The organism is Prevotella lacticifex (genome assembly GCF_019973375.1).
GTDB lineage: Bacteria > Bacteroidota > Bacteroidia > Bacteroidales > Bacteroidaceae > Prevotella > Prevotella lacticifex.
Genome location: NZ_BPTV01000004.1, coordinates 59,374 through 71,961, shown reverse-complemented (window position 1 = coordinate 71,961; position 12,588 = coordinate 59,374). Strand labels below are relative to the sequence as shown.

The following is a 12,588-nucleotide window of genomic DNA, read 5'->3' as shown; positions in this document are numbered from 1 at the left end:
ATTAACTCATCTTTTTCATTTATAATGCAGATATATCGATTTTTTTCAATAATTTTGCACCGAAATGGACAAAAGTTGTCTTTTATCTCAAAACAATTGACAATATATGAAGAAAATCATCATAGCCGCATGCCTGTTGGCGGTGTCGGTATCAGTGTTTGCCCAGAGCGGTACAAACTCACCTTACAGTCAGTTCGGCCTTGGACTTCTCAGCGACCAGTCGACGGGTTTCAACCGTGGCATGAACGGTGTGGGGTTCGGTTTCCACGACCATAACCAGGTAAACGTGAAGAATCCGGCATCGTATTCGGCCCTCGACTCGCTGACGTTCATCTTCGATGCGGCGGTGGGCTTCCAGGTAACGAATTTCAACGAGAACGGCATCAAGAAGAATGCCAAGAACGCCGACTTCGAGTATGCCGTGGGTGCTTTCCGTGCCGCACGCCACGTCGGTGTTGCCTTCGGTGTCCTGCCATATAGTAATGTAGGCTACAACTACTCGAATACGGCTAACGTCAATGCCTTCAGCTCTACGCAGAGCGTAAACCCTACATACTCAAATACTTACAGCGGTGACGGCGGTGCGCACGAGGTGTTTGTCGGTGTGGGCTGGCAACCGGTTAAGAACTTCAGCTTCGGTGCCAATGCCGGGTATCTGTGGGGCGACATCGACCGGTCGGTAGTCAACAGCTACAGCGACAGCTATGTCAACACGCTGTCGAAATATTATAAGATGAAGGTTAAAGGCTACCGCCTGACCTTCGGTGCGCAGTACACGCTGCCCTTGGGAAAGAAGGACGCCGTGACCCTCGGAGTCGTCTACGAGCCTGGCCATAAGACGCATACCGACCCCGAGTGCCTTGTGGTATCGTCGAACTCGCAGACCTCCGTCAACGATACAGCCCTCTATTCGATCAAAAACGGAATCTCACTTCCCGACCGGTTCGGTGCCGGACTGATGTGGAGTCACCTCAACAGACTGAAAATCGGTTTCGACTATCAATTGGAAAAGTGGGGCAGCATCGGCATGCCGCAGTATCAGGTTACGAATAATGTGGCATCGTACAGCCTCGTTGGCGGTACGATGAAGGACCGCTCGCGGTTCACCCTCGGCGGCGACTACTGCCGTGGCGAGCGCTATCGCAGTCTGTTCAGCCGCATTCACTATCGCGCCGGCTTGAGCTATGTGCCTTCGTATCAGACCATTAACGGTGTGGACGGCCCTAAGGAGGTGTCGGCGAGTGTCGGTTTCGGCATCCCAATAATCAATACGTACAACAACCGCAGTATCCTCAATATCACTGCCTCGTGGATAAACCGCAGTGCTACGAACCTTATCAAGGAAAATACGTTTATGTTTACCCTTGGTCTGACGTTCAACGAGCGGTGGTTCGCTAAGTTTAAGGTCGAGTAACGATGGACGAATGGCATAGATTCATCGGCCTCGGGCGGTGGCTGCCGGCGGCAGGGTGGGGCAGAGGTAAAGCCCTGCTCATAGCCGGAATTGTCCTTTTGGCGGTGGCCTTCGGTTCCTGCCAGGAGGAGCATGAGCATACGGCACCGGCCATTCATGCCCGCGACTCCGTTCCGGCCATGGTCACCAATGGCGTGAATACGCTTATCTCCGACTCCGGAGTCATCAAGTACCGGCTTGTGGCCGAGCGGTGGGAGGTCAACGAGGCGAAGAATCCGTCGCGGTGGGTCTTCGATAAGGGTGTGCTGCTCACCCAGTTCGACGAGAAAATGCATATCACGGGATATATCCAGTGCGACTCCGCCGTCTACTACGACAAGCTGCGCAAGTGGCAGCTGCGGGGCCGCGTGCGCATCCTCAACCCCCAGGGAACGAGCTTCCAGAGCGACCAGCTCTACTGGGACGAGCAGAATCATAAGATTTGGTCGTACAGCTACTCTCACCTGAAGATGCCCGATAAGGAAATCGACGGCAACTGGTTTGAGGGCAATGACGATATGTCGAAGTATGAAATCCGCCAGACGCACGGCAAATTTGACAAGAATAAGTCGAATTTCGGGCAGAACGGCGGTGGCATGTCCCCGTCGGCAGCACCGTCGCCGGCTGCTGTCAACGACACGGTGAACGGACCGTCGGCCTCAGGACCGCACCCCGTAGGCCCTAATAAGCCTAAATTCCACCACGTGGCGGCGGAAACGAAATGACCCGGAGAGGAAAACGATAATGGAAGAACAACTACCTTTAATAATAAGTATATTAATAACGATGGCCCTGTCGGCCTTCTTCTCGGGCATGGAGATAGCCTTCGTGTCGTCGAGCCGCCTGCAGGCCGAAATCGACAAGGACGATACGAACAGCGTAGCGCGCCATTGTCTCGACAAGTTCTATCATAACCCCAACGGCTTCGTATCGACAATGCTCGTCGGCAACAATATCGTGCTTGTCGTCTACGGTATTCTCTTTGCCCAGATTTTCGACAGGTTATGGGGTTTGATGGGTATTACGAATGGGGCGTCGCTTGTCGTCCTCGATACGATATGCTCCACGCTCATCGTCCTTTTTACCGGCGAATTTCTGCCTAAGTCGCTGTTTAAGAGCAATCCGAACCGACTGCTGACGCTCTTTGCGCCGCTGGCCTATCTGTTCTATATCATTCTCTGGCCGCTGAGCGTCTTTTCGACGTGGCTGTCGCGGCTGATGCTCCGTATCGTGGGGGTGAAAATCCCGAAAGAGGAGGAGCTCGGCGCCTTTACGAAGGTCGACCTCGACTATCTCCTCCAGTCGAGTATCGACAGTGCCAAGAGCGATGACGACATCGACGACGAGGTGAAAATCTTCCAGAATGCCCTCGATTTTCCCGACACCAAGGTCCGCGACTGCATGGTGCCGCGCACCGAGATCAATGCCGTCGACACCGACGACTGCACCGTCGAGGAGCTTCAGCAGAAGTTTATCGAGAGCGGAAACAGCAAGATTATCGTCTTCAAGGGCGACATCGACCACATTATCGGCTACATACACTCCTCGGAGATGTTCCGCGACCCGCAGAACTGGCGGCAGAATATCCGCAAAATGCCTTTCGTCCCGGAGACGATGGCGGCGCAGAAACTCCTCCAGACCTTTCTCCGCGAGAAGAAGAGCCTCGGCGTTGTCGTCGATGAGTTTGGCGGAACGAGCGGCATAGTATCGTTGGAGGATATCGTCGAGGAGATTTTCGGCGATATTGAGGACGAGCACGACAACACCAACTACGTGGCAAAACGCCTCAAGGACGGCGATTATCTGCTGTCGGCGCGACTCGAAGTCGACAATGTCAACGAGATGTTCGACCTCGACCTCCCCGAAAGTGATGAGTATATGACCATCAGCGGACTTATTCTCCATGAGTATCAGAGCTTTCCGAAGCTCAACGAGGTCGTCAGGGTGGGCCGTTTTGAGTTCAAGATTCTCAAGAGTACGATGACAAAGATTGAGCTCGTCAAACTCCATGTCGACAGCAAGGAAGAGTAGCAAAACGCAGTTCGCGATGCATAAAATGAAATAATTGGTGAAAAATTGCGTTAATTCCTAATTTCTTTGTAATTTTGTGGGCAATTTTCAATCGCTGAATAAAAAAATAAAAACAAAAAGATAAAAACAAACAATGGCAGCATTAGGAAAAATCAGAAGCAGAGGCGTGACCCTGATTATCATCATCGGTCTGGGCCTTTTTGCTTTCATTGCCGAGGAGGCTTTCCGCTCTTGTAATGGTATCAAGGGCGAGGCTCACCAACAGATTGGTGAGGTCCTCGGTAAGAAAATCAGTGTTCAAGACTATCAGAAACTCGTCGACGATGTTACCAACGCGCAGAAGATGCTCGCTGGTACCGACAACCTCACTGAGGACCAGCTCAACCAGCTCCGCGACGGTGTGTGGCAGCAGTACGTGCAGTACGCCATCATCGAGAACGACGCCAAGAAAGTGGGTCTGACCGTCACCGACGACGAGGTTAACAATATCCTCAAGGACGGTTCGAGCCCTCTGCTCCAGCGCGATATCCCTATCCCGCAGTTCTACAACCAGCAGACAGGGCGCTTCGACTATTCCATCGTCCAGCAGTTCCTCGCCGACTACGACAAGGCTATCAACTCCAATCCGCAGATGGCCGACCAGATCAAGCAGTCGCGCGACCTCTGGCTGTACTGCGAGAACCAGCTCCGCCACGACCTTCTGCAGCAGAAATACAGCATGCTCGTCCAGGCCAGCGTGCTGTCGAACAAGGCAGAGGCTAAGCTCGCTTTCAAGGACGAGAATGAGGAGGCTACCATCCAGTGCGCTTCCTTCGCCTACAGCGATATCAAGGACAGCCAGGTTAAGATTAGCGACGACGACCTCAAGGCCAAGTATGATGAGCTGAAGCCAGCCTTCAAGCAGCTCTTCGAGACCCGTGACCTGAAGTATGTCGCTTATCAGATTAAGGCATCGGCTGCCGACCGCAACGCTCTCGTCAAGGAGATGAACGGCTATCAGAAGCAGCTCGCTACCGCTGCCGACCCGGCACAGGTCGTCGGCAAGAGCAACTCGCAGGTGCCTTACCTCGGTGTGCCGGTGTCGAAGGATGCTTATCCTCAGGACATTGCAGCCAAAATAGACTCTATGGCCGTCGGTACAACAGGCGTCTTCGAGTCGAAAGCCGACAATACTCTGAACATTATCCGTCTCATTTCGAAGCAGGAGCTGCCCGACTCTGTCCAGTATCGTCAGATTCAGGTTACGGCAAACACTCCTGACGAGGCCCGCACAAAGGCCGACAGCATCACCAAGGCTCTCGCCGGCGGTGCCAAATTTGAGGATGTAGCTAAGCGTTATGGCCAGCAGGGTCAGCAGACTTGGTTCACCGGAAAGATGTATGAGGGTGCTACGACGATGAACGACGACAGCCGTAAGCTCATCAACGCCCTTCTCACCGGTGAGGTCAACAAGGTTCAGAATATCGCCTTCGACGAGGGTAACGTCATCGTTGAGGTCACCGACCGCAAGGCTATGAAGGAGAAATTCACTGCCGGTGTCATCAAGAAGATTATCGACTTCTCTAAGGATACCCGTACTGAGGCTTACAACAAGTTCAGCGAGTTCGTCACTAAGAGCACAACCCTCGACCAACTCCAGAAGAACGCCCGCAAGTATGGCTATACTGTTCAGGATCAGAACGATATCGCTACCTCGGCTCACAAGATTGGACAGGTCGGCGGATCCGGTATCAAGGACGCTCTGAAGTGGGTCTGGAAAGCCAAAGAGGGTGAGGTATCACCTCTCTACGAGGCCGGCGACAACGACTACCTGCTCGTCGTCTACCTCAATAAGATTCACCCGCAGGGCTATCGCGGTCTCGACGATCCTCAGGTCAAGGAGATTGTGAAGCGCGAGGTGCTCAAGGACAAGAAAGCCGAGATGATTATGGCTAAGCTCAAGGGTGTCAATAGCATCCAGGCTGCTGCTGCCAAGGGTGGCAAGGTGTCGACAGTCGACAAGGTGACATTCGCTTCGCCAGCCTTCGTCCAGACCACTGGCTCTGTCGAGCCGGCACTCTCGGGTGCTGTTGCGCGCACTGCTCAGGGCAAGTTCGTCAGTGCTCCTGTCAAGGGCAACGCCGGAGTTTACGTCTTCCAGGTCGTTCGCAAGGCTATGCGCGCTGGTGCCAAGTATAACGAACAGCAGGAGATGCAGAACTGCGCTATGCAGTCGATGCAGGTAATGCAGGGCTTCATGAACGACCTCCAGCAGCAGGCTGGTATCGTCGACAACCGTTACCTGTTCTTCTAAGCTGAAATTTAGGCAAAGAACAATATAAAAACACATTTTCGATGCGGGGCTGAGGGCATGATTTGTCTTTAGCCCCGTATTTGTTGATAATAGATATGATTTATCCAAAGAACTACGAGCAGAAAATCGGATTCGTCGAAATACGCAATATTCTCAAGGGATTCTGCCTCTCGACGCTCGGCAAGAGCCTCGTCGAGACGATGGCTTTCACCGATGATGCCGAGGAGCTGAACGTCCGCATGGACGAAATCCGCGAGATGCGGCGTATCCTCGAGACGGCCGACGGTTTCCCCCTCGACAACTTCATTGATGTCCGCGACAGCCTGAAACACGTCCGTCTCGAGGGCACCCACATGGACGAGGGTGAGCTTTTCGACCTCAAACGGTCGCTGCAGACCATCATCGCGCTCACCGCTTACCTCTATCGTGGCGACGAGGACGACGAGGGCAACGTCACCTATTACTATCCGGCGCTCCACGACCTCGCCGACGGTGTGGCCACGTTCCCGCGGATAGTGTCGCGCATAGAACAGATTATCGATAAGTTCGGCCGCATGCGCGATACGGCATCGCCGCAGCTCAACGATATCCGACGGGAGCTCGCACGCACCGAAGGGTCCATTTCGCGCACGCTGCTCGGTATCCTCAAGTCGGCACAGAGTGAGGGAGTCGTCGACAAGGACGTCACCCCCGCCGTCCGCGACGGCCGTCTTGTCATTCCCGTGGCCCCCGGACTGAAACGCCGCATCGCCGGTATCGTCCACGACGAGAGTGCCACCGGCCGCACCGTATATATAGAGCCGACGCAGGTCGTGGAGGCCAATAACCGCATACGCGAGTTGGAGAGCGACGAGCGCAGGGAGATAGTGCGCATACTGACGGAGATTTCGAAGATCATCCGACCCTATGTCCGCGAGATGCTCGACTCCTACGACTTCCTCGCCGCCGTCGATTTCATCCATGCCAAGGCCCTTTTTGCCGGAAAATACAGGGCCTTCGAGCCCACCATTGCCGATAAGCCGTATATCGACTGGATACAGGCGCGGCACCCGTTGCTTGAGACCCACCTCGCCGGAGCCATCGTTCCGCTCGACATTATGCTCACTCCCGACAAGCGCATGCTTATCATCTCCGGTCCTAACGCCGGCGGAAAGAGCGTCTGTCTGAAGACCGTCGCCCTCCTGCAGTATATGGTGCAGTGCGGAATGCCGATTCCCGTCGGTGACCGTTCGCGTGTGGGCGTATTCTCCGACCTGATGATCGACATCGGCGATGAGCAGAGCTTAGAAAACGACCTCAGCACATATTCGTCACATCTATATAATATGAAGAATATGATGAAGCAGGCCTCCGACCGCACCCTTATCCTCATCGACGAGTTCGGCACCGGTACCGAGCCACAGATTGGCGGCGCCATCGCCGAGAGCGTGCTGAAGCAACTGTGGAAGAAGGGCGCGTGGGCCGTCATCACCACTCACTATCAGAACCTTAAACACTTCGCCGACAGCCACGACCACGTCGCCAACGGTGCCATGCTCTACGACCGTCATCTCATGAAACCGCTCTTCCGGCTTGCCATCGGACGCCCCGGTAGCTCGTTCGCCATCGAGATAGCACGACAGACGGGCATCCCCGATGAGGTCATCCGGGACGCGTCCGATATCGTCGGTTCCGATTACATCCAGAGTGATAAATACCTCCAGGACATCGTCCGCGACAAACGCTACTGGGAGAGCAAGCGCCAGACTATCCATCAGAAGGAGAAGGAGTTAGAGCGTGCTATCGAAAAATATGAGCACGGGGTCACTGACGTCGATAAGGCCCGCAAGGAGATCCTCGACAAGGCCCGTGAGCAGGCTGCCGAACTCATCAAGGCCACCAACCAGCGCATCGAGAACACCATCCGCGAGATTCGTGAGAGTCAGGCCGAAAAGGAGTCGACGAAGCGGCTGCGCCAGCAACTCGCTGAGTATGAACAGGGTGTGAAGGCCGGTGAACTGCCCTCGTCGACATCTAAAGGCGGCAAGGTTAAGAACCACGGCCTCATGACCGACGACGACTTCCGTAAGAAGGTGGAGCAGATAAACTCGCGCAAGGCCCGCCACGAGCGGCATCTCGCCGAGAAAGCCAAGCGCAAGGCCGAGGACGGAAAGCGTACTTCGGCGGCCACGGCCAACCGTCCCATCAGCGTCGGCGACAGCGTCCGCATCAAGGGACTGACCTCCGTCGGCACCGTCGAGGCCGTCAGCGGCAAGCAGGCCACTGTGGCCTTCGGCGATATGCGGTCGAAGATGGACATCGGCCGCCTCGAGAGGGTGGAGGTGAAGAGTGAGGCTCAGCCTGCGTCGTCGTCGCTGAACAACCTCCAGACCTACTCGCCGGGCAGCCGGATGACCCGTCAGACCATCGATGAGCACCGCAACAACTTCCGTCAGGAGATTGACGTCCGTGGCATGCGGGCCGACGAGGCCCTCAACGCCGTGCAGCATTTCCTCGACGATGCCATCCTCGTGGGGGTCGCCGACGTCCATATCCTCCACGGCAAGGGCAACGGCATCCTCCGCACCCTCATCCGCCAGTATCTCGCCACCGTCCCTAACGTGCGCAACTTCCACGACGAGGACGTGCGTTTCGGTGGTGCCGGAATAACTGTTGTGGAGCTATGAACAGAGAAATCCTTGCCATCGCCGTCCCGGCCATCATCAGCAATATCACCGTTCCGCTCCTCGGCCTCGTCGACCTCACCATCGTCGGCCATATCGGCGGTGCCGATTACATCTCGGCCATAGCCACGGGATCGATGATTTTCAACGTCATATACTGGATTTTTGGGTTCCTGCGCATGGGCACGAGCGGCATGACGGCCCAGGCCTACGGACGGCGCAGTGCCGTGGCCACCACCGCTGTACTCTCGCTGTCGCTGCGGACAGCCGTGGCCATAGGCCTCTTCTTCGTCGTCATGCAGGTTCCCGTGCTGAGGTTCATGATCTGGGCTATGAACACCCCGGCAGAGTCGGTGACCTTTGTAGGCCAGTATTTCGACATCGTCGTGTGGGGAGCGCCGGCCATGCTCACCCTCTATGCCGCCAACGGCTGGTTCATCGGCATGCAGGACTCCCGTCTGCCAATGGCCATCGCCATCATCCAGAATGTGGTGAACATCGTGGCGAGCCTGTTCTTCGTCTTCGTCCTCCACTGGAAGATAGAGGGCATCGCTGCCGGAACACTCATCGCCCAGTGGTCGGGAGCACTGATGGCCGCCGCCGGAATGGTGTGGCTAAGGCGCAGAACATCAGCGAGTTGGGCAGCAGCCGGTGCTTCGGAATCATCTGCTGAGACCGATGCCAGTGCCTCATTAGGACAGGATTGTAACCAACAAAATGCAGCACCGGCTACGCAATCGAATGATGCTGCCACCGGAAATCATGCGGCCGCTGACGCTGACAGGGTGTCGCTGCGCAACTTCTTCGCCGTCAACCGCGACATCTTCCTGCGCACCCTCTGTCTCGTGGCCGTAAACCTATATTTCGTTTCGGCAGGAGGTAGGCAGGGATCGCTGATTCTTGCCGTCAACGCACTGCTGATGACGCTCTACACCCTCTTCTCCTATTTCATGGACGGCTTTGCCTATGCCGGTGAGGCCCTCTGTGGAAAGTACTACGGTGCGGGCGACAGCGCGAGCTTCCGCTTGCTCGTCCGCCGTCTGTATGTGTGGGGAGCGGCTATGACGGTGGTCTTTACGGTCCTCTATGCCGTTGGTGGTCAGGACTTTCTCGGCTTGCTGACGAGCGACACCCATGTTGTTCGGGCTGCCATGCGCTATCTGCCGTGGGCCGTGGCCATTCCCGTCTGTGGTGTGATGGCGTTCATCTACGACGGCGTGTTCATCGGTGTAACGGCCACAAGGGGTATGCTCGTCTCCTCGGCACTGGCCACGGCACTCTTCTTCGTCCTCTATCTGTCGCTGTCGGCAGCGCTTGCCAACGACGGCCTGTGGATAGCTTTCCTGGCTTATCTCGCATGCCGTGGGGCCGTTCAGGGTGTCATTGTCCACAAATCGAAATTTATGTCGGTATAGTATTTGCTCATTAATGCAGAAAAGACTACCTTTGCAAAAATAATTATTTGAACGATGAAGATAACAGTCGACGATAACAAACTCAGACAGGCTGCCGCCAACGACGACATGGACTTGTTCGTCACGACCTTCGTTGATGCCATCAACGGGGCTATCGGCGGTCAGCTCACGGCGGCGACGATGCCGCTCCTCACCTCCGACCAGATAACGCTCTTAGGCTGGAGCTACCTCCACGACGAGGTCATGGATGGCGGCTACGTGCAGCTGATATACAATGGCTACGGCGAGTTCATTTTCAAGAATCCCTTTGCCGTCGCTGTCAGGGAGTGGGGACTCACCGACCTCTACAGCCATCTGCGCCACTGCAAGAAGGTCTACGACAAATACCACGGTCAGATAGAGCGCGAGATGAGCGACGAGGAGTTTATGGCCCTCTACGAGCAGATGCCGGAGTTCGACGACTACGACGACGAATTCGTTGTCAACGAGGAGCACTGGCAGGCGCAGGTTGCCGCCTATATCGACGACCATATCGACAATTTCATTCAGTAACAGCTTATGAATCAACAAGAAAAAGAAATACGCAAGAAGAGTCCGGTGCAGATTCGCAACAAGAAAGCATCGTTCCTCTATACCTTCCTCGACACGTTTACCGCCGGCATGGTGCTCAGCGGAACGGAGATAAAGTCGATCCGTGCCGGCAAGGCATCGCTCGTCGACTCGTTCTGTTATATCGACAAGGGCGAGATATGGGTCCAGGGCATGAACATCAGCCCCTACTTCTACGGCTCGTTCTCCAACCATCCGGCGCGTCGCGACCGCAAACTGCTCCTCACGAAGCGCGAGATACGCAAGCTCCAGGAGGAGATCAAGAACCCCGGCCTCACCATCGTCCCGCTCCTCGTGTTCATCGACGAGCATGGCCGCGCCAAGATGGACATCGCCCTGGCCCGTGGTAAGAAGGAATACGACAAGCGCCAGTCGATAAAGGAGAAGGAGGACAAGCGGTCCATCGACCGGGTGATGAAGCACTATTAGCCGTGAGCCGTTGGCCGCGAGCCGCTCCCGCCAAAGGAAATGGGGCTTTAGCGGCCATTGGAGCTATAGGAAACTATAGGCGACCATAGGGAAATCGGAAGCTATAGTACGCTATAGACGCTATAGACGCTATAGACGCTATAGACACTATAGAATCTATAGAAACTACTGAATCTATAGCAAACGATAGCCCCGCCAAGCCTCCGATAACTACGAAAAATCTTTACTCCAAAACAATACCTATCGTTTTGGCTTCTAAAACGGTAGGTTTTGCGAGCTGAAACGGACCGTTTTGCAATGCGAAACGGTCCGTTTTGGAATGTAAAATGGCATGTTTTGTAATCGGCTGATTATCTGATTGTTATACGACTCGATTTTCATCCCCTCCTGATTTGAATTTGTTTTACAAAACGAACGCCTCTTGAATAATACCCTTTCACTGCGTCTATCACCGTCCTCCAGCCACGAAAGCCCCCTCGCCAAGCTCCACGCTCGCTAAGATTTGTTCTATCCTCATCCCCTTGCCTCGAAAAATCCCGCCAAGTCGCAGAGGTCGCAAAGATTCGTTCTATCCCCATTCCCTTACCACGAAAAATCCCGCCAAGTCGCAAAGGCCGTAAAAGATTTGTTCTATCCCCATCCCCTTACCACGAATAACCCTCGCCAAGTCGCAAAGGCCGTAAAAGATTTGTTCTATCCCCATCCCCTTACCACGAATAACCCTCGCCAAGTCGCAAAGGTTGCAAAGATTTGTTATATCCCCATCCTCTTGCTCCGAAAAAATCTCGCCAAGTCGCAAAGGTCGCAAAGATTCCGCAAAGGATTTGCCTGTTCCTTGCAGCCTTGAGGCTTGTGCGAGGGATTCCTATAGTATTCTGCACGCACATACAAAATCTTCTATCTTTCAAGAATCTGAGTGTAGGTGGTCTCAATCCATGCGCCCACGTGGGGCGCGACTCACAACACATGATATAGACTATCTTTGCGGAAAAGTTTCAATCCACGCGCCCACGTGGGGCGCGACTGGCAAGCCCGGACAATTTAGCGACTCGGACAAGTTTCAATCCACGCGCCCACGTGGGGCGCGACGCTGCAAAGGTAGGCACTTTTGTCTGAAAAATGTTTCAATCCACGCGCCCACGTGGGGCGCGACCGTAGGGAGATTTGTGGATGCTTTGAGACGGTTGTTTCAATCCACGCGCCCACGTGGGGCGCGACTTTATGATTCACAAAATAGCTGTTGTTGATGGTAGTTTCAATCCACGCGCCCACGTGGGGCGCGACTCGTAAGTTCCGAAATCCTGACGCTCGCTTTGCAGTTTCAATCCACGCGCCCACGTGGGGCGCGACGGCCACTGCGTCATAATGCAAACATTATTGAGGTCTGTTTCAATCCACGCGCCCACGTGGGGCGCGACTTGCACCGCTTTTTGTTGTCGTTAAAGGACAGGGTTTCAATCCACGCGCCCACGTGGGGCGCGACTTTGCTCTCGTGTCTGCAGTCCTGCGAAGATTGTTTCAATCCACGCGCCCACGTGGGGCGCGACGGTCATTATGGCGATACTTTCCACAAGACTGCAGTTTCAATCCACGCGCCCACGTGGGGCGCGACATACACGAACGCTAAAATCATCTCGTTTAGTACGTTTCAATCCACGCGCCCACGTGGGGCGCGACGAAAGGCAGAAGAAACAA

8 protein-coding genes and 1 CRISPR repeat array (1 of these 9 only partly in view) are annotated in these 12,588 nt (G+C 54.9%); all 8 genes read left to right on the top strand.

The features are described 5' to 3' along the window. Positions 1–106: 106 nt before the first annotated feature. Complete coding sequence (gene bamG / locus LDN30_RS15655; RefSeq protein ID WP_223927161.1) at positions 107–1,414, top strand: BamG family beta-barrel-assembly machinery protein; 1,308 nt, start codon at positions 107–109, stop codon at positions 1,412–1,414. Between the two features lie 98 nt (positions 1,415–1,512). Further along, complete coding sequence (gene lptC / locus LDN30_RS15650; protein WP_373316571.1) at positions 1,513–2,178, top strand: LPS export ABC transporter periplasmic protein LptC; 666 nt, start codon at positions 1,513–1,515, stop codon at positions 2,176–2,178. 19 nt (positions 2,179–2,197) lie between these two features. Further along, entirely contained in the window at positions 2,198–3,484 is a 1,287-nt protein-coding gene (locus tag LDN30_RS15645) for a hemolysin family protein (RefSeq protein ID WP_223927159.1), read from the top strand. A gap of 133 nt (positions 3,485–3,617) precedes the next feature. Beyond that, complete coding sequence (locus LDN30_RS15640) at positions 3,618–5,777, top strand: peptidylprolyl isomerase (protein WP_223927158.1); 2,160 nt, start codon at positions 3,618–3,620, stop codon at positions 5,775–5,777. A 95-nt stretch (positions 5,778–5,872) separates the two neighbouring features. Beyond that, on the top strand, positions 5,873–8,443 hold the full coding sequence (locus LDN30_RS15635; RefSeq protein WP_223927157.1) for an endonuclease MutS2: 2,571 nt from the start codon (positions 5,873–5,875) through the stop codon (positions 8,441–8,443). Further along, entirely contained in the window at positions 8,440–9,855 is a 1,416-nt protein-coding gene (locus tag LDN30_RS15630) for an MATE family efflux transporter (protein ID WP_223927156.1), read from the top strand. The genes LDN30_RS15635 and LDN30_RS15630 overlap by 4 nt, the downstream gene beginning before the upstream one ends. A 54-nt stretch (positions 9,856–9,909) precedes the next feature. Beyond that, positions 9,910–10,407, top strand: a complete 498-nt coding sequence (locus LDN30_RS15625) for a DMP19 family protein (RefSeq protein ID WP_223927155.1) — start codon at positions 9,910–9,912, stop codon at positions 10,405–10,407. A 6-nt stretch (positions 10,408–10,413) separates the two neighbouring features. After that, a complete protein-coding gene (gene smpB / locus LDN30_RS15620; protein ID WP_223927154.1) occupies positions 10,414–10,893 on the top strand; it encodes an SsrA-binding protein SmpB in 480 nt (159 codons plus the stop codon). A 925-nt stretch (positions 10,894–11,818) separates the two neighbouring features. Continuing rightward, positions 11,819–12,588: direct repeats of the CRISPR family, unit length 32 nt; unit sequence GTTTCAATCCACGCGCCCACGTGGGGCGCGAC; it runs 1,037 nt beyond the window's last position.

Coding starts and splice junctions, on each gene's coding strand:
- smpB (WP_223927154.1), top strand. CDS start 10,414: ATGAATCAACAAGAAAAAGAAATACGCAAGAAGAGTCCGGTGCAGATT.
- LDN30_RS15625 (WP_223927155.1), top strand. CDS start 9,910: ATGAAGATAACAGTCGACGATAACAAACTCAGACAGGCTGCCGCCAAC.
- bamG (WP_223927161.1), top strand. CDS start 107: ATGAAGAAAATCATCATAGCCGCATGCCTGTTGGCGGTGTCGGTATCA.
- LDN30_RS15630 (WP_223927156.1), top strand. CDS start 8,440: ATGAACAGAGAAATCCTTGCCATCGCCGTCCCGGCCATCATCAGCAAT.
- LDN30_RS15635 (WP_223927157.1), top strand. CDS start 5,873: ATGATTTATCCAAAGAACTACGAGCAGAAAATCGGATTCGTCGAAATA.
- LDN30_RS15645 (WP_223927159.1), top strand. CDS start 2,198: ATGGAAGAACAACTACCTTTAATAATAAGTATATTAATAACGATGGCC.
- LDN30_RS15640 (WP_223927158.1), top strand. CDS start 3,618: ATGGCAGCATTAGGAAAAATCAGAAGCAGAGGCGTGACCCTGATTATC.